Genomic DNA, 18,209 nt, shown 5'->3' with positions numbered 1-18,209 from the left:
CGGTCATTCAGACAGGTGTCTTAAACATCCTGTCCGTTAGCCGGATGTAATCCCCTTATCGGTCCAGCCCATGTCGCCGGACCGGCTCGACTCGACCCGAGATCTTTTCCATGCCTGGAACCGCAGCGCCCAGCCGGCGACGCACGTCCGTGCCCGCCTCGGCCGCGCACACCCGCTCGACCGCCGATACCGACGTCATCGCGACGCTCGACGTTGCCGGCACGCCCGTTGCCGCATCGACCGCGGCCGCCAGCCCCGCGCGCGACCGCGCGCTGCTGCTCGGCTGGCGCGCCTGGGTGTTCGTTGCCGCCCTGGTGTGCGCGTACACGCTGCCCGGCGTGCTCGGCCACGATCCGTGGAAACAGGACGAAACCTACACGTTCGGCATCATCCAGCACATGCTCGAGACCGGCGACTTCGTCGTGCCGACCAATGCCGGCCTGCCCTTCATGGAAAAGCCGCCGCTTTACGCGTGGGTCGCGACCAGCCTCGCGTGGCTGCTGCAGCGCGTGATGCCGCTGCACGACGCGGCGCGCCTGGCGAGCGCCCTGTTCGCCGCGCTCGCGTTCGGCTTCATCGCACGCGCGGCCCGCATGGCCAGCCGGACGGAGAACTGGTTCGACCTGCGCGTGCTCGGCCCGGTCGTGCTGAGCGCGGGCACGCTCGTCGTCATCAAGCACGTGCACGACATGATGACGGACGTCGCATTGTTTGCCGGTACGGCAATGGGGTTCTGCGGACTGCTCGAACTCGTAATGCAGCACGTCGCGCGCGCGCAGCAGATGCGGCACGGGCTGCCGGTGCACCCGGCGAGCCGGTGGGCCGCGCCGCTCTTCGGCGCGGGCGTCGGCATCGCGCTGATGGCGAAGGGGCTGTTCGTGCCGCTCGTGTTCGCGGCCACGCTCGTCTGCACACTGGTGCTCTACCCGGCCTGCCGCACCCGCTCGTTCGCACGCGCGCTCGGCATTGCCGCGCTCGTGTTCGCGCCGTTCGCGCTGATCTGGCCGACCGCGCTGTTCCTGCGCTCGGAGACGCTGTTCATGAAGTGGTTCTGGGACAACAACGTCGGCCGCTTCTTCGGTTTCTCCGTCCCCGAGCTCGGGGCAGAAAACGACAAGCCGCTCTTCATTCTCCGCGCGTTCCTGACCGTTGGTTTCCCGATCGCACCGCTCGCGATCGTCGCGCTCGCACGCGGCGCATGGCGTGACTGGCGCGTGCCGTCTGTCGCGCTGCCCGTGCTGTTCGCCGGTATCGGGCTCGTGGTGCTGCAAATATCCGCGACGTCGCGCCAGCTCTACATCCTGCCGTTCTTCGCGCCGCTCGCACTGGTCGCCGCGCAGGCGATCGAGCGCCTGCCGCGCCGGCTGCATCTCGCGTGGGATTACCTGAGCCGCCTCCTGTTCGGCACGGTCGTCGTGCTCGCGTGGGCGATCTGGGCGGTGATGGCCGATCCCGCCGCGTCGCGCGCCGATCTCGCGCTGCTCGGCCGCTGGCTGCCGCTCGACTGGACGATGCCGATCCAGCCCGCGCTCGTGACCGGCGCGCTCGCACTGACGGTCGGCTGGCTGACGCTGCTGCCGAAGTTGCGCACGACGGGCCGGTGGCGCGGCGCGCTGTCGTGGGGCGCCGGCGCGCTCGTCGCGTGGGGGCTCGTCTACACGCTGCTGCTGCCGTGGCTCGATGCCGCGAAGAGCTACCGCTCGGTGTTCGACGACCTGAACGCGCATCTGGCGCTCGAATGGAACGACGGCGACTGCATGGCGAGCCTGCCCGGGTTCGGCGAATCGGAGGCGCCGATGATGTACTACTTCTCCGGCATCCAGCACACGCCGATCGACGACGCGAAGACGACGCGCTGCACGTGGATGATCGTGCAGGGCGTGCGGGCCGTCGAGCCGGCGCCCGGCAGCGAGTGGAAGCTGTTCTGGACGGGCGCCCGCCCGGGCGACAACGACGAGTTGCTGCGCGTTTACGTGCGCACGCCCGAACAGCACCTGCAGTGACACCGGGCGGCGCGATGCGCCGTCCTGCCCGCCTTCGTTTTCTTCTTCGGCAATGGCCGCGCTCATCCGCCCGGCCGGTGCGCAGCCCTTGCGCGATACCGGCGCCGGTCCGAGCCCGCCAGCGCCCCAACGGTCGCCGCCCCTTCCGTCATCACGTCGACATCCGGATCGTCAGAACGACGAGCCGGGCTCTCGCAAAAACGCCGTTTCCTCGTCGGTCGACGCGCGGCCGAGAATCGCGTTCCGGTGCGGAAAGCGCCCGAAGCGCTCGACGACCGCCGCATGCAGCAATGCGAAGCGGTGATAGCTCTCGCACCCGGCCTCGTCGCGGATGCCCGCGCACAGACGCACGGCCTCGCGCTGGCTCTCGACCGACTCGTCGTGCTCGAACGGCAGATACGCGAACGCACGGTGATGGCCGCTCGGCAACCGCGCGTCCCAGCCGGCCGCGACGACGCGGCGCGCGAGCGCGAGCGCCTTCGAATCGGCGGCAAACGCGCGCGGCGTGCCGCGATGGATGTTGCGCGAGAACTGGTCGAGCACGACGATCAACGCGAGCGCGCCCGACGGCGAATCGGCCCAGTGATCGCAAGCGCCGTCGCATGCAGCGTCAAGCAGCGCGCCATAGCGCGTGCGCAGCACGTCGTCGAATGCCGCGCCGCCATTGAACCAGACCGTGCGGTTCTGCCCGAATTCGGCCGAGCCCGGCGCGCCGAACCAGAAATCGAGAATCTCCCGTGCCTGCGGATCGAGCGCCGCCGCGCCTGCTTTCCCGGTATCGATCGTCATGCAAACTCCAGTACGAGGCGCCGTGTGCGCGCACTCTTCTTTTCCAGTTTCGCGACCCGCAGCCCACCGATTTCGGACGTGTTGCGCACATGCGTGCCGCCGCACGGCTGCAGGTCGACGTTTTCGATGCGCAGCAGCCGCACGCGGCCGAGGCCCATCGGCGGCTTCACGCTCATCGTGCGCACGAGTTCGGGCCGCTCGGCCATCTCGTCGTCGGTGATCCATTCGGTCGTGACCGGATGCGCGCCGACGACGAAGCCCGCGAGGCGCCGCTCGACGTCGTCGCGGTCGATCGCGTCGGACGTCGCGAAATCGAGCCGCACGTAGTCGGCCGTCACGCTGCAGCCGTCGACCGCATACGGCAGCACCGCGCACATCAGGTGCGCGGCCGTATGCAGGCGCATGTGCCGGTAGCGGCGCAGCCAGTCGATCGCCGCGACCACGCGCGTGCCGGGGGCGAGCGTCGCGACGCTCGCCTCCTGGTCCGGCGCGGGCACGTGCACGGCGTCGTCGGGCGTCGCACCGTCGAACTTCGCCTTGCGCGTGTCGGCGATCGCGATCGTGCTGCCGTCGGGCAGCGTCAGCGTGCCGGTGTCGCCGGCCTGGCCGCCGCCGAGCGGATAGAACACCGTGCGGTCGAGCCGGATGCCGTCGTCGCCGACGGCCTGGACGATCGCCTCGCATTGCGTGAGGTACGCGTCTTCGCGAAACAGCGCTTGTGTCGTCATCGGGCGAGCCTCGTATCGATGGGGGAATGGAAACGGCCAGTGTCGCGCCGGGCGGCACGGGCGCCCAGACGCAGATCGTCCCGCGCGCGGGCAGCGGCGTACCGGTCGATCAACCGGGCCGGTTGCGCATCCAGTCGGCCGTGTCGTAGAACGAATGCATGAGCCGCTCGCGCAGCGGCTCCGGCAACCCGACATCCTCCATCGCCCACGCCATGCAGCGCAGCCACTGGTCGCGCTCGACCGACGCGATCGGGAACGGCAGGTGCCGCGCGCGCAGCCGCGGATGGCCGAACCGGCTGATGTAGTGGTCGGGGCCGCCGAGCCAGCCGCACAGGAACCAGAACAGCTTGTCGCGCGAACCGTCGAGCGACGGCGGATGCAGCGCGCGAATCTGCGCGAACTCCGGCTCGAGGTCCATCAGGTCGTAGAAGCGGTCCACCATTTCGCGCACGCGGGCTTCGCCGCCCACGAGCTCGAACGCCGTCGGCTGCGACGGCGCATCGTCATTCACATCGGTCATACGGATAGTCGGGAAACGGGATCTTCGGGGCCGCGGGCGACGCTCAGGCGTCGCGCAGCGACTGCAGCGCGGGGCGCCGCAACACATTATGCAGGCTCAGCCAGCCGGCCGCACCGGCGCAGACGACACCGGCCGCGATGCCGGCCGGCACGAGCCAAGGATCGACGGCGAGCTGGAAGTCGAACACGCGCGCGGCGAGCACCCAGCCGACCGCGATCGCGCCCGCCGATGCCAGCACGCCGGCCAGCGCGCCGACCACGACGAATTCCGCGCGCTGCACCGCGTTCACCTGCGCGCGCGACGCGCCGAGCGCGCGCAGCAGCGCGGCCTCGCGCACGCGCTCGTCGCGCGAGCCGGCGAGCGCCGTGTACAGCACGAGCACCCCGGCCGCGAGCGTGAACGCGAACAGGAACTGCACCGCCCCGACCACCTGCAGCATCATCCGCTGCAATTGCGCGAGGATTGGCGCGACATCGATCGCGGTCAGGTTCGGGTAGCGCGCGATCAGCGGATCGAGCAGCGCGGCGTCCGAGGCCGGCAGATGGAAGCTGGTCAGGTAGACGGCCGGGAAATCCTTCAGCACGGGCGGCGGCATCAGCACGAAGAAGTTGACGCGGAACGAGCCCCAGTCGAGCTTGCGCACGCTGGTGACGGGCGCGTCGACCGTCAGTCCCGTCACGTCGAAGCGCAGCGTGTCGCCCGGTTTCACGTTCAGCGTCTTCGCGAGGCCGGCTTCGATCGAGATCTGCGGCGTGGCCGCGGTGCCGAACCAGTCGCCTTCGACGATCCGGTTGTCGGACGGCAGCTCGGTCGTATACGACAGGTTGAACTCGCGATCGACGAGCCGGCGCGCCTCTTCGGACGGGTACGCGTCCGGATTCACCGGCTTGCCGTTGATCGCGACGAGGCGGCCGCGCACCATCGGCGCGGGCTCGGCGTCGCGCACGCCGTGCGCGGCCAGATAGGCCGCGACATCGGCGCGCTGGTCGGGCTGGATGTCGATCAGGAACTGGTTCGGCGCATCGGGCGGTGTCGACTGCCGCCAGCCCGCCACGAGGTCGTTGCGCGTGATCGCGATCAGCAGCAGGCACATCAGGCCGAGCGCGAGCGCGGTGATCTGCAGCGCGCTGGCCGTGCCGCGTCGGTGCAGCGACGCCAGCGCGTAACGCCAGCCGACGCCCGCGGCCACGCGCGCATTGCGCACCGCGCGCGCGGCGGCAAACAGCACGAGCCGGGCGATCAGCGCGAACCCGACCAGCGCGCCGGCAAAGCCGCCCGCGACGATCAGGCCGAGCTTCAGGTTGCCGGCGGCCACGATCAGCAGCCCCGCGAACAGCACGACGCCGATCGCGTACGCGGCCCACGCGGTGCGCGACGCGTCGCCCCACTCGCGCCGCAGCACGCGCACCGGCGGCACGCGCGTGAGCGGCACGAGCGGCGGCAGCGCGAAACCGAGCAGCAGCACGAGCGCGGCGCCCATGCCGATCAGCGCCGGCCACAACGTCGGCGGCGGCAGCACGACGTCGATCAGGCTGCCGAGCGCGGCCAGCAACGCCCAGTGGCCGGCATAGCCGAGCACCGCGCCCGCGGCGCCCGACACGATGCCGACGCCGGCGAATTCCAGCGCGAACAGCGCGCCGAGCGTGCGGCGGCTCACGCCAAGACAGCGCATCGTCGCGCAGCCGTCGAGATGACGCCGCATGTAGCGCTGCGCGGCCATCGCGATCGCGACCGCCGCGAGCAGCGCGGTCAGCAGCGCGACGAGCGTCAGGAAATGGCGCGCGCGATCCAGCGTCTGCCGCACCTGCGGCTGCCCTTCCTGCAACGACTCGAGCCCGACGCCGCGCAGCTTCCCGCCGTCGACGCGCGCGTGCGCATACGTTTCGAAGCGCGCGATGGCCGGAGCATCGCCGGCGACCAGCAGCCGGTACGTGACGCGGCTGCCGTAGCCGGTGAGCCCCGTCGCGGCGAGCTCGTCCGCGCGCATCATCAGCCGCGGCGAAAAATTGACGAACGAAAAGCCGCGATCGAGTTCGCGGGTGATCGCGGCGGCGACCGTAAATGTACGCAGCCCGACCCGCACCGTATCGCCGGCCTTCAGGTGCAGCGCGTCGAGCAGCGCAGGGTCGGCCCATACGGTGCCGGGCGCGGGAATCGCGGCCGCCTTCTGCGCAGTGGCGGCACCGGCCGGCAGAATCTCGACCGCGCCGCGCAGCGGATACCCGGGCGACACGGCCTTCACGGCCGCGAGGCGCGACGGCGCCGCGTCGGCCGCCTGCCCGCCCGCGGCGGCCGCGATCATGCTCGGAAAAATGGCGGTCGTCGCGGTACGCAGGCCGAGCGCGCGGGCCTGCCGGTCGAACGACGGATCGACCGGATGATCGGCGCGCACGACGAAATCGGCGCCGAGCATCTGGCGCGCGTCGCGCTCGAGCCCCTGGCGCAGGCGATCGGCGAGAAAGCCGACGCTCGTCAGCGCCGCGACCGCGAGCACCAGCGCGAAGACGAGCAGCGTCAGTTCGCCCGCGCGCCAGTCGCGCGCGGTCATCCGGGCAGCCTGGTGGATCAGGTCGCGCAGACCGAAGCGGCCCGCATGCGCGCGCCCGTCATGGCCGGATGGCCCGGCCGGCGGCTGCGCCGCGTGTTGCGGCCCCTTCAATCGCGTTTCCCTCCGATCGAGTTGAGCCGCGACACCATGTGGTTCGCCATCCCGCGAAAACCGCCCGACACGCCGCGCCACAGACGCGGCAGCGCCCACGCCGACGCCGCGATGAACGCGGCGAGCAGCACGAGGAACGCGAGCGGAACGAAGAACGCGAGGACGAGCCCGCCGACCACGAGACCGTCCTCGGTCGACGACGCGACCCAGTTCGAAATCGGTTCGGGAGACAGGTTGATCAGCGCGCGCGTGCCGGCCTTCGCCACGTGCGCGGCGCCGGCGAGCGAGCCGCCGGCGAGACCCGCGACCGCCAGCATGGTCGGGTCGGCATGGCCGAGCGCGCCGGCCGCGAGCACGGCCCCGGCCGGGATGCGGATGAAGGTATGCACGGCATCCCACAGCGAGTCGAACGCGGGGATCTTGTCGGCAAGGAACTCGGTCACGGTGAGCACGGCCGCGGCGCCGATCACCCACGGCGACATCAGCACGGCCAGCGTGTCGGGTAGATGGAGCCAGCCGAACCGCGCCAGCACGCCGGCGATCAGGACCGTCAGGTACAGGCGCAGGCCGCTCGCCCACGCGAGCCCCGCGCCGAGCGAAATGGCTTCGATCATGGCCCTCTCCTTGCACTTTCCGTGCGTTTTGCCGATTGATCGGATCGGGTCGGACAGATTGGCCGCGCGGCGCGTGGCGACCGGCACCGCGTGCCGCGAGAAGCACGACGGGATTCAGGCCCGAATGCGTTCCATTATAGACAGGCTGGGCGGGCGACCGGCGCAATTCCGCGGGGCAAGGCGGCGCCCGGGCGCCTGCGCACCCGGGATACCGTCGTCAGGCGGCCGACGACAGCTTCAGGCCGACCAGCCCCGCGACGATCAGCGCCGCGCTCGCGACGCGCGCGACGGTCAGCGCCTCGCCCATCATCACGATGCCGAACACGAACGCGCCGACCGCGCCGATGCCCGTCCACACCGCGTACGCGGTACCGAGCGGCAGCTGGCGCATCGCGACCGCGAGCAGCCCGAAGCTGGCCAGCGCCGTCACGATCGTAAACACCGACGGACCGAGCTTCGTGAAGCCGTCCGACGATTTCAAGCCGGCCGCCCAGGCCACTTCCAGCAAACCGGCGATCAACAACCATACCCACGCCATCTCGACGTACACCGTATCGGATGGGGCCGTCCCCGTTGAAGCGAATGACCCGGGGTCGTCCCCGGGCGGCGCCGAGTATAACAAGAGGCTTACGGACCTGCCGGCTGCCTGCCACGTCGGTGGCCGATGCGGGGCGCGATCGGCCGGCCGCGCTTGTATGTTCAGTACTGACCAGTACGGTAAAGTCTGGTGGTAGCCAGACGAGACCGTGCAGTTTGCCCCGCGCTTGGGTGTTGGAGCCCGTGACTGAGTACAAAACGCACGGTTGCCGTGCTGGTCTTCCTGAAGCCCGAACGGTTACGCGCGCCATTTACATCGAGTGCGCATGTACAAGCATGGGATCCGAAGATCATGTCTGCTCCTTCTGCCGTAACGGTCGGCATTGACGTCGCAAAAGCTCACGTCGATGTTTCCGTACTGGGTGCCAATCTGGACATCCGTCGATTCAACAACGATGCCGAGGGCCACTCGGCCCTGGCTGTTGCCCTTCAGCCGCTGAACGTGCAGTTGGTCGTGATGGAGGCGACCGGTGGCTACGAGACCGAGCTGGCGTGCGCCTTGCAAGGTGCGGGTTTGCCGGTCGCTGTCGTCAACCCTCGGCAAGCACGCGATTTTGCCCGCTCGATGGGACGTCTGGCGAAAACCGATGCCATCGACGCACGTATGCTTGCCGAACTGGCTTCCGTGCTACTGCGTCGGGACGATCTGTCCCGCTTGCTACGTCCCGTTCCCGACGAGCGGCAGCAGTGGCTGGCTGCACTGGTGACCCGACGGCGCCAACTACTCACCATGCTCCTTTCGGAGCGACAGCGGCTCCAGATCACGCCGGTTGGTCTGCATTCAAGTCTGCTGGCTATCATTGCCGCCATCCAGGCACAACTCGATGACATTGACGCTCAGATGGTCGCTCATGTACGCCAGCACTTCGGTGAACTCGACCGCCTGTTGCAGTCCACACATGGAATTGGCCCGGTATCCAGCGCCTGCCTGATCGCAGAACTGCCCGAATTGGGCCGGCTCAATCGCCGTCAGATTGCAGCCCTCGTTGGCGTCGCTCCCATTGCTTGCGATTCCGGCTTACGTAATGGGCGACGACGGGTTCAAGGTGGCCGCTTCGCGATCCGTCGCGTGCTGTACATGGCTACATTGACTGCCACACGCTACAACCCCGCCATCAGAGCCTTCTATCAACGCCTGAAGGCCGCCGGCAAACTGTCCAAGGTCGCGCTTGTTGCCTGCATGCGCAAGCTCCTAACCATGCTCAATGCCATGGTCAAAACCAACACGCCTTGGGACGATTCACTTCATCGGGCTTGACTCGGAAGACGGTTACTCAGTCGCTGTTGAACGTCAAACCGCAGCCGACGCGTGTCGAGCGGCCGCATCCCAGCTCGGATCTCACATTCGGCTACAGATAAATCGCCCTGAACCGACGCTCTCTGAGCGGATCGTAGCCGCTCTCTTCTGAAGACTGCGTTGTACCGGTCGCGCTGCGATTACCGGCCCACGAATGCCCGGCGTCAACTTCTATCTACTCCGAATCCCACCATTCCATGAATCGCGCGACCGACGTGTGCGTTGTCACGTGACAACTGGCGCTAAATATCGGTGCGCCCCGTACTCGATTGGAGGCTCAAGGGAATTCAATGGTAGAGCACCGATCCTCCCGGCTCATCGGCGGATCCCGCGAAGAATCAGCCGAAACGTATCAAAAACAACAAATCACATATCAATCAAAACAAATCTAGCCGCAGCCGTATCAATCTTCAATGCCCGGGCGTTGAAAACTCATACGCCCCTATTTCCCGAGGGTGCAGCATCCGTTTTGCGTGAAACAGCATGAAGAATATGGCGCAAACCATTGCCCGACAAGGATTTCCGGGCGAGTGCTTATTTTCGGGAAATGTTTCACGATCCGACCCGTTTGGGTTGTTACATGCCTCTGACGTATGGATTCAGCGCCAGTAGCAGTTCATACCTGCGGCTATCTCCGGCATCAACAGTCCACCAGCGCAGGCACCGGCTGGCGGCCACGAAGCAACCTACCCTATCGGCCGGCACGCGTGGAAACGCAGGGTCGCGCTCCTATAAATGGGGACATATCATGACAGCCCCATGCAGCCTTTGCGACAGAGCTCGGCAGCATTGCGTCCGCCCTTGAGGGTCCGCACGCCGGCAGGAATTTGGCCGCGCAACCGATCGTGCCAAGGCCTTCGCAGCCCCAAGCCGTTTCTTTGCGACAGCAACGGGGCGCTCCTCGCCATAGAGTCGCCATCGCTTGAACTTCCCGGCATCGCGTCCTGTTGTCACGTGACAACTCACCGATGGACACACGGACAAACCACCTCGGCGAAAACTATCAACTTCGTGCGTTTCCCCGACAATATGCCTCCACGCCGCGAGCGTCGACCAGCAACAACTATTCTTAACTGACCACAAATCCCCTATCCGAGACAGCACCTTGGGATTGTTTGTCACGTGACAACTCATCTTCCCAGGTAGACGTCCGCGATTTAGCGCCCGTGTATCGATAATTAGAGTGAAGCGATTACCCCGCGCTCCAGGTCGCAATCGAAAACTTTCGCTCGACGTAGCACTCGGAGGAATCGATATCCGGCGACTTGTCACGTGACAACCGGCTCTTCCTCGTTACCGGGGTCTCAGCGCCCCGGATTTGTATCGAATTTCGTCTCAGACTGAAGCACGACGAGACATCAACTCTCTGAGAAAAGGTTTCGCGATCGTTGCCGAAGACGGCGAACTGGCTCGTGCTTGTCGTTCGATTTTACAAACATGAGCGACTGACTTGTTTTCTTGGATCAATAAGTACGAGTAACGCCTTAGCCATTCGGCCCACTTGTCACGTAACGACCACAACGATCAACAAAATATCCTCTGCTTCGAACGCTTTTCTGGACATTCCGTTAATAACTGCATATATTACGAAAAACTCCGTGGAGGAATTTAATGGCTTTCAAGATCGCCGTCAGTAATCAAAAAGGTGGGACTGGAAAGACAACCATCTCCGTCAACATCGCGGCTGCCTTCGAAGCCGGCGGTAACAAGGTCGCGTTGATCGATGCCGACCCTCAAGGCACTTCCGTCCGTTGGGTCACGAGCGGCGAGAACACGCTGCCGATGACGGTCCTTTCGCTGGCTCCCGCGGGCCGCGGTATCGGCGGTGAGATCAAGAAGCAGGACGCGAACTTCGACGTGATCGTCGTCGACTGCCCCGGCAACCTGGAAGATCCGCGTATTGCATCCGTCCTCGAAGTAGCCGACTTCTGCCTAGTGCCGCTTTCGCCTTCGCCGGCCGACTTGTACAGCACCGTCGCGATGATCCGCATGATCGAGTCGATGCGCGCCGTTCGAAATCCTCAACTTTCTTCCGCATTGATGCTGAATAGCGTCAATGGAAAAACTAAAATGCGTGAAGAAATTTTAAAAATTCTAAGGGCTGAAGAAATAGGGGAGCATCTGCTCGACAGCCAGATCGCGCAACGCGAGGTCTATCGTCAGACGTTCGCGCTCGGCACCACGATCCATCACCACAATCGATACCTGAAGGGCCTGAAGGAAGCCCGCGCGGAAATCGAAAGGCTGGTCACGGAAATGGCCCAATACATCGCGTCGACGCGCGCTACCGGAGCCGCCCATGGCTAAGGACACCTCGAAAGACAAGAAACCGACCGGCAACCTGCATCTCGCGGCCGGCCTGTTGCGCGGACTCGCGCAGGAAAATGCGGCGCTCGAAACGCGGCTGCCCGAGCCGACGGCCGCACCGGCTGCGGTCGTCGAAGCGACGCCCGCCAGTGCTCCGGCCGCCGCCACGCCCGCCGGTACGGCCGATCTTGGCGCGCCGCAGAAGGTGCTGGTCAAGGACTGCATCCCGAACCCGTTCAATCCGCGTGTGTTCTACTCGGAATCGAGCCTGCACGAGCTCGCACTGACGTTGAAACGGGAAGGGCAGATCGAGCCGATCAAGGTCACGCGACTCCCCGAGTTTCCCGGCAAGCTCGTCGTGATCGACGGGCAACGCCGGCTGCGTGCGACGAGCATCAACGGCGACGAGACGATCAATGCGACGTTCCGCACGGATCACACGCCCGAGCAGCTCTATACGATCGCGTATCGCGCGAACCACGACCACGAACGCCAGACGATCTTCGACGATGCGGTTGCGTGGAAACGTCTCCTCGACGAGAAGGTCTTTTCCGACCAGAACACGCTGGCGGAAAAAATCGGCAAGGACAAGGCCTCGATCAGCAAGACGCTGTCGCTCAACGCGCTGCCGAACACGCTGCTGGAGCGGATGGCCAGTGCGAACGACGTCGTCGGTCTGCAGGCGGCGTACTTCCTCAAACTGATCTATGAACGCCTGGGCGAGCCGACGGCCGACCGGCTGCTGACGGCCGTGATCGACCGGAAAAAATCCGTCCGCGATCTCGAGAATTTCCTGCGTGCGCAGAGCGACGGCACCAAGAAGGCCGGACGCACGCGCTACAGCGTTCGTCACGACTTCGCGCTCGAATCGCGCGCGATCGGCCAGTTGAAGACGTATCCGGACGGGCGTCTGGATCTGCAACTCAAGGGCGTCGACGCATCCCACCAGGAAGCGCTTGCCGACAAGCTCAAGACCGTCATCGACGCGTACGTGGCGGATCTGGCGACGGCCACGTCAAAGTAACGCGCCACCGACGAAAGGCCTCGTCTTCGCACTGCGCCGCGAACCCGGACCGCAACACGGTTCGGCGCACGGCGCGCACGACGGCGAGGCCGCGTTCAGTTGCCTGCGAGGCTGCTTTTCAGCAGGAATTCCAGCAGGTCGTCCGAGGTCGGCTCGCCCCAGGTATCGAGCGCCAGCCATCGGAAGAAGCTCGTCTGCGCGAGCTTGCTCGCCTTCTTCTTCGGCGACAGCGTCAGGTCCTTCGACCCCGCCACCGTCTCGTTGTAGCGCTCGATCAGCTTGGTCTGGTCGTCGATCTCCAGCTCGCGGAAATACGCGCCGGCTTCCTCGACCTTCGCCGCCAGATACTTGTCGCGGATCTGCTCCTGCTTGCTCTGCGCGGATTCCTTCGCCGGTGCGGCCGTTTCGGTGCCCTGACCGTCGGCCAGCGTGTAGCCGTGCGTCAGCGCCTTGCGGAAATACGCGGCGACGTTGTCGACCGGCGTCGCATTCTTCTTCGTAGTCCGATTGAGCGTATAGGCAATCGCCGCCTTGATGCGCTGCACGCCGTATTGCGTGATCAACCGGCGCGCTTCCGAGCGCGGAATGCCGAACTTCGCGACTTCCTCGACCAGCGCTTCGTTCTTGACGTCGCCGTCCTCGACCGTATCGGTGCTCTGCTTGCGCGTCACCTTGAACTGCACGGCTTCCACGCTGCGGCCGGATTTGTGTTCGATCAGCTCGAGCGTGTGGTCCGATACTTCGTTCACCTCCTGGATGCACGGCACCAGCACCTTGCTCTTGAACAGCTTGTATTCCTTGTACGACTGCGACGCCTTGTCCTGGCCGAGGATGAGGTCACGGAATTTCGGCAACGGAATCTTCGCGGTGATGCCGATTCCTTCGTAGCGCACCGTGTTTTCCCACAGCGCGAGCGAATGCGATCGCCGGAACTCGCGAGCGATCCGCATATCGATCAGCGCGTAGATTTCGGGATTGAGCAGTTCGCTGCGAATCTGGTCGGAGAAGCTGTACTTCAGCACCGATTGTTCGAGCTCCGCGCCGGCGAGCAGGCCCGACGCCTTCCAGACCGTCGAACGGTCCGCGGCCAGGTAGTCCCAGTTGACGACGGTACTGATCAACGAGTTGACCGTGTCCTTCACGTACTTCGTGTTGTTGCTGTTCAACCCGCTCTCGTGCGACAGCGACGCGATCGAGATCGAGAAGCTCGTCCGGCCGGGTTCGAACGCCTCCTGCCGAAGCGCGTTCTTGATCAGCGAGCTGAACATCTTGCGCTGCTGCAGACCGATCTTTCCGGACTTCGGTGCGATATGAATCGCCTGGACCGCCTTGCGCAACAGGTCGGGAGGCTCGGGTGTCTGAAACAGCGAAACCTGTTTGTCTGAGCCTTTGCTTGCGGGCTTGCGCGGCATCGTGGTGTCCGGGTAAGGTTGCCTTATTGAGAGCGGACTTTATACCTTTTCGCGCGGCGGAGCAACGTCCGTGCTCCAGCATCACTTTCACTATCTGCGCTAACCATCAGATATGAAAGGAAAAATTCTGGTTCATCGATTTGTGCGAGGCCCCATATCCGTCTACCTTTTGCCAAAAAGGCCTCCCAAAAGCCGCTACCTTTCCTGGGCGACCACGCAAACCCGGCACAAGATTTGCCACCACGAAGGTACCCATCCATGGGGGCAAACGCGCGGAATCGGGATGGTCGGGAGGATTCGTGGTGCCTTGCAGCACAACCGCCGTTTTCTCCCATAACCTGCTACCTTCGTCGATTCCCATAGGAGGGTACCTGTCAGCACCGTCAAACGTATTGCTTGCCGTCCCGAGCGTAGAAATCGTGCCCATAAACGGCAACCATTCGCTTTCCCCATAAAAGGTAACCTGTCGATGACACCGGTCCTGTCTATGGGAAAGCGCTACGGGGTGCGCGAGGGAAAGGACAACGAATCGATTCAGTCCGGCTCCCATAACCGGCTACCTTCTTGATTCCCCATAACCGGCTACCCAAAGAAAATCACTGTGCACGCAACGAACTTCCGATCGAGAAAAGTCGCCCATAAAAGGCTACCTTCATGCGTTCCCATAGACGACTACCTAACGCAATTTCCGGCCGATTTCCCATAACCGGATACGTTCGCCCCATATCCACAACCCTGATTCCCCACAGCGTGGTACCCCAAACCCCAAATCCACAGACCTGAAACCCCAAACCCGTCCACCTGTGCTCCCATAAATGGGTACCGAATACCGCTCAAAGCCTTGCCAGATAAGGCTGTGAGCCGTCTAAAAGTAGTTAAAGAAGTAAACGTGGTTTACCAAAGATGTAAACACACGTGTGCTTGCACAGAAAGACGAACCCCATAAACCGCTACCAATGGGAGTCGTCTGTGGGAGACGAAGCCCCGGACCCCTCGATTCATGCCGACTCCGCCCTGTCTGCCGCACCGGTTTCTGATGGCTCCAAGCCTGACAAGGCATCCCGAAGAGGTGAGTGCCCACTCACACATACCGAAACGTAGAAACTTATGGGAGGAAATCCCCGGATTCGGCGTAGAGGTTCCCGTTTATGGGACGGAAAAACGTGCCTCGTGGCTCCAGCGACACCTGTGATTGACCAGCGGAACGGATCCGGTCGGTTTCCTCCACAGCAGTTCGAAATCATCCCGGGCTGCCGGCGAGTGGTTTTTTGTACTCGCGCCGCTTCGTCTGTGGACAAGTTTTTGCCGATCGCCGGTGACGCTGCTCGCCAAATTTAGCCTGTGGACTGTGCAAGCAGGTTATCCGCGCCGGGCTGTTTTCCATCCCCACGTCCCGTCCGTTTTTCTACCTTTGGAGCCACGATCGAGAGTCGTCATGCTGTGCCCGTCACTGGCAACGAGAAATTCGTACAACGGCCCGAAAGCAACCTCACGCCGAAAGGCCACCGCACAGAGGGCCGGACCGCCGCGCCGATCTTGACGGCATTCAGGCATTCATCGACATCGCTACGAGGCAACGTGAAGATGTCGCCGGATCCGACGCTCACCGCACCCGATTCTGCCGATGCTCCCGAACATCCTCACCTTTTCAAAAACGCCGAATCCCGTAAAGGCTCACCGATCAGGTGGAGCACAGGTATAAGCAAGCTGTGCAGGTAGCAGCTTCGTTCAGATAGGGAACCGTCGATGGGAGCAAACAACAACGGGTGGCGTCCATGTGTGATGGCTGGTGCGTCGGCAAGTATCGTCACGGGGACGAGCATGTGACCACGGTGATGTGCGCATCCATCAGACGAGCGTTGCTCCTCATGCCGGGTTCAGCACATCCGTGAGACCGACCAGGCCGGCGTTTTCACCGCTCGCACGGCACTCACCTTTTTCGTCAGACCTGCCGGTCGTCCACGGGTAACCTTCGGCATCACAGTGTCGCGAAACCTGCCGAATCAATGACCGAACACCGCAACGGCGCAACGTAACCGTCTCGATCGCCGAAGAACCGAATCGTGGTCGTTTATGGGAGGAACCGTCGCTCGAGCTACATCGAACGACGACGTAACGCACGGACCGACTGTTGCTGCGGTGATCGTGCGAGCGCGACGATCATCACGTCGCGCATGAGCGTATCGATATCACCACCCATGAAACAGCCATCGACGCCGCGCGTCGTGTCCGGTACGACTGCGCCCGTCATCGAACGCACGAGCCACGTCGTCTCCCATACGTGTATCCCCAATGCCGTTGCACGATGGCGCCATATTTTTTGCGACACGGTTATGATGCACAGGTCCTGATCGCGACATGACGACCGGTCAGGGCAGGGGCGGTATCTCGATGGTTTTTCAAACCGTGATGGTCATCAAAAAAGAGAGTTCAGCGATGCGAATCCAGATCAGAAAACTCACGCTGGCTGCTACGGCAGCCGCTTTCCTGTTCGGCTCGGCCGTTCCGGCGTTCGCGCAGACCGACGCCGCCAGCGCACCGGCTGCGGCGGCTGCACAGGACGCAAAGGCCGCGAAGAGCGAAGCGCGCAAGGCGGCCCGGGCCAAACGCAAAGCCGAACGCAAGGCCGCGCGTGCGAAGAACACCGCCGAGCTGAAGAAACTCGAAGACGCCGGTTACAAGCCGGCGGCCAATGATCCGAACTATCCGCAGAACCTGCAGAACGCGGAGAAGAAGGCCGGCGCCGCAGCAAGCCAGTAAGCGAGGTCCGGCGGCAAGCCCACGGTTCGATCCGCGGCTTGCCGTTTGCATTGCGATCAAGCGATGCGCACAGGCGAACACGTTCCGGACATTTACCTCATTTGATTTGGAATCCTTCATGGTTTGAAGGCGCGTGGCCGGCATGCCGAAAGCGTCAATCCCGCCCGCCCGACGCAGTCGCGCTTCCCGTCACCTTCAACCAGTCCTTGAACGCACGTACGGCGTCGTCGTCCGCCCGCGCGGATGCCACATACGTGAAGTAGCGCCACGGCGGCAGCGCCGGTTCGCTGAACGGCTGCACGAGCCGGCCTTCGGCGATGTCGTCGGCGACGAGCGCGATCGGCCCCATCGCGACGCCGAGCCCGTCGAGCGCGCCTTGCAGCGTCAGGTAGAAATGCTCGAGCGTGAGCGAGTGTCGCGGACGAGATTCGGATGCCCGGCCGCTGCGAGCCATCCGGCCACATGCCCGGATAGGTCGCCGCGGTGCAGCAACGTGAAGCGGGCGAGATCGGCAGGCGTATCCAGCGACCGGCCCTCCAGCAACTTCGGCGCACACACCGGCAGCCGGACTTCGGACAGGAATTCCTCCGCGACGTACCGTCGATGGCCTGCGGGCCGCCGCGCACGATCAGGTCGACCTTGTCGCGCAGCTTTCGATCGGCTCGTTCGACGTCGACAGCCGCACCTCGATGGCCGGATGCGCGACCTGGAACGACGACAGCTTCGGGACGAGCCAGCGCAGCGAGAACGTCGCGGGGCGCGCTGACGCGCAACACGCGCTGCTGCGCGTGGCGAAGTGCTGCGCGGTGGCGAGCGCGATCCGGTCGAACGAGGCGCCGACCTCGGCGAGGTACGCGCGCCCGGCCGCGGTCAGTTCCACGCGCCGGTTGTGGCGTTCGAACAGCGGTCGCCCGAGCCACGCTTCCAGTTGCTGCACGTGCCGGCTGATCGCGCCGTGCGTCACGCACAGCTCGTCGGCGGCCAGCGTGAAGCTGCCGAGGCGCGCGGCGGCTTCGAACGCGCGCAGCGAATTCAACGGAGGGAGACGTCGGGCCATGGCATCGTTTCGTGTGAGATTTCATCACACGATGGTTCAGGTTTAATCGTTTGATCGGGTGATCCGGCTCCGTCAATATGGCATACAAACGGCCCATGCGGCCGAACGAGTGTCTGAATTTCTCACATGGAGTACGGAGCATGCCGAACGTGGTGGTCGTGGGCGCCCCAATGGGGTGACGAAGGCAAGGGGCGCGTCGTGGACTGGCTGGCGGCACAGGCCGATCTCGTCGCACGCTACAACGGCGGGCACAACGCGGGCCACACGCTGGTCGTCGGCGGCAACACGTACAAGCTCGCGCTGCTGCCGAGCGGCATCGTGCGCGGCAAGCGCGGCGTGATCGGCAACGGGGTGGCGCTCGACCCCGAAGCGCTGCTCGCGGAAATCGGGCGGATGGCCGAGCTCGGGTTGTCGGTGACGCCGGACAACCTGTCGATCGCGG

Annotated in this window: 15 protein-coding genes and 1 pseudogene; 6 read left to right on the top strand and 10 right to left on the bottom strand. The window is 64.6% G+C overall.

Features of this window, described 5'->3' with window-relative positions:
- The first annotated feature begins 110 nt into the window (after positions 1-110).
- Complete coding sequence (locus DTA15_RS14050; protein WP_012492738.1) at positions 111-2,003, top strand: ArnT family glycosyltransferase; 1,893 nt, start codon at positions 111-113, stop codon at positions 2,001-2,003.
- Between the two features lie 171 nt (positions 2,004-2,174).
- Here the strand turns inward: DTA15_RS14050 and DTA15_RS14045 are convergent, their stop codons facing one another.
- From DTA15_RS14045 to sugE, 6 genes are all read right to left on the bottom strand, one after another.
- Positions 2,175-2,792 (bottom strand): DUF924 family protein, encoded by a 618-nt coding sequence (locus DTA15_RS14045; protein ID WP_006488213.1) that lies wholly within the window; start codon positions 2,790-2,792, stop codon positions 2,175-2,177.
- A complete protein-coding gene (locus tag DTA15_RS14040; RefSeq protein WP_006488196.1) occupies positions 2,789-3,520 on the bottom strand; it encodes an alanyl-tRNA editing protein in 732 nt (243 codons plus the stop codon). Before DTA15_RS14040 ends, DTA15_RS14045 begins: the two co-directional genes overlap by 4 nt.
- Positions 3,521-3,629: 109 nt before the next feature.
- Complete coding sequence (locus DTA15_RS14035) at positions 3,630-4,040, bottom strand: group II truncated hemoglobin (RefSeq protein ID WP_006488211.1); 411 nt, start codon at positions 4,038-4,040, stop codon at positions 3,630-3,632.
- 43 nt (positions 4,041-4,083) lie between these two features.
- The gene (locus DTA15_RS14030; protein ID WP_012492739.1) at positions 4,084-6,699 is read right to left on the bottom strand and encodes an ABC transporter permease; all 2,616 of its coding nucleotides are present in this window, start codon (positions 6,697-6,699) and stop codon (positions 4,084-4,086) included.
- Positions 6,696-7,313 (bottom strand): DUF4126 domain-containing protein, encoded by a 618-nt coding sequence (locus DTA15_RS14025; protein WP_006483514.1) that lies wholly within the window; start codon positions 7,311-7,313, stop codon positions 6,696-6,698. Before DTA15_RS14025 ends, DTA15_RS14030 begins: the two co-directional genes overlap by 4 nt.
- 217 nt (positions 7,314-7,530) lie before the next feature.
- Complete coding sequence (gene sugE / locus DTA15_RS14020; protein ID WP_006497024.1) at positions 7,531-7,851, bottom strand: quaternary ammonium compound efflux SMR transporter SugE; 321 nt, start codon at positions 7,849-7,851, stop codon at positions 7,531-7,533.
- Positions 7,852-8,202: 351 nt separating this feature from the next.
- Here sugE and DTA15_RS14015 point away from each other — a divergent pair, with 351 nt between their 5' ends.
- From DTA15_RS14015 to DTA15_RS14005, 3 genes are all read left to right on the top strand, one after another.
- Positions 8,203-9,168 carry an IS110-like element ISBcen8 family transposase gene (locus DTA15_RS14015; protein WP_006476181.1) on the top strand — a complete coding sequence of 322 codons (966 nt, stop codon included), beginning with the start codon at positions 8,203-8,205 and terminating at the stop codon, positions 9,166-9,168.
- 1,650 nt (positions 9,169-10,818) lie between these two features.
- Complete coding sequence (locus DTA15_RS14010) at positions 10,819-11,514, top strand: AAA family ATPase (protein WP_006489070.1); 696 nt, start codon at positions 10,819-10,821, stop codon at positions 11,512-11,514.
- Positions 11,507-12,538, top strand: a complete 1,032-nt coding sequence (locus DTA15_RS14005) for a ParB/RepB/Spo0J family partition protein (protein WP_006489082.1) — start codon at positions 11,507-11,509, stop codon at positions 12,536-12,538. The genes DTA15_RS14010 and DTA15_RS14005 overlap by 8 nt, the downstream gene beginning before the upstream one ends.
- Positions 12,539-12,633: 95 nt before the next feature.
- On the opposite strand, the gene DTA15_RS14000 is transcribed toward DTA15_RS14005, so the two are convergent.
- Together DTA15_RS14000 and DTA15_RS38570 are read right to left on the bottom strand one after the other, a co-directional pair.
- A complete protein-coding gene (locus DTA15_RS14000; protein ID WP_006489076.1) occupies positions 12,634-13,950 on the bottom strand; it encodes a replication initiation protein in 1,317 nt (438 codons plus the stop codon).
- A 2,095-nt stretch (positions 13,951-16,045) separates the two neighbouring features.
- Complete coding sequence (locus DTA15_RS38570) at positions 16,046-16,201, bottom strand: hypothetical protein (protein ID WP_162470861.1); 156 nt, start codon at positions 16,199-16,201, stop codon at positions 16,046-16,048.
- Positions 16,202-16,341: 140 nt separating this feature from the next.
- On the opposite strand from DTA15_RS38570, the gene DTA15_RS13990 reads away from it, so the two are divergent.
- Positions 16,342-16,710 carry a hypothetical protein gene (locus tag DTA15_RS13990; protein WP_006489073.1) on the top strand — a complete coding sequence of 123 codons (369 nt, stop codon included), beginning with the start codon at positions 16,342-16,344 and terminating at the stop codon, positions 16,708-16,710.
- 154 nt (positions 16,711-16,864) lie between these two features.
- On the opposite strand, the gene DTA15_RS39055 is transcribed toward DTA15_RS13990, so the two are convergent.
- On the bottom strand, positions 16,865-17,164 hold the full coding sequence (locus DTA15_RS39055) for a LysR substrate-binding domain-containing protein (RefSeq protein ID WP_256598364.1): 300 nt from the start codon (positions 17,162-17,164) through the stop codon (positions 16,865-16,867).
- A gap of 174 nt (positions 17,165-17,338) precedes the next feature.
- Positions 17,339-17,767 carry a LysR family transcriptional regulator gene (locus DTA15_RS39050; protein ID WP_256598363.1) on the bottom strand — a complete coding sequence of 143 codons (429 nt, stop codon included), beginning with the start codon at positions 17,765-17,767 and terminating at the stop codon, positions 17,339-17,341.
- A gap of 140 nt (positions 17,768-17,907) precedes the next feature.
- Between DTA15_RS39050 and DTA15_RS13980 the strand changes: the two are divergent.
- Positions 17,908-18,209: pseudogene (locus DTA15_RS13980) on the top strand (adenylosuccinate synthetase); the annotation flags it as partial.

It is taken from the genome of Burkholderia cenocepacia, assembly GCF_900446215.1.
GTDB lineage: Bacteria > Pseudomonadota > Gammaproteobacteria > Burkholderiales > Burkholderiaceae > Burkholderia > Burkholderia cenocepacia.
This window is presented reverse-complemented; position numbering and strand designations above follow the sequence as displayed.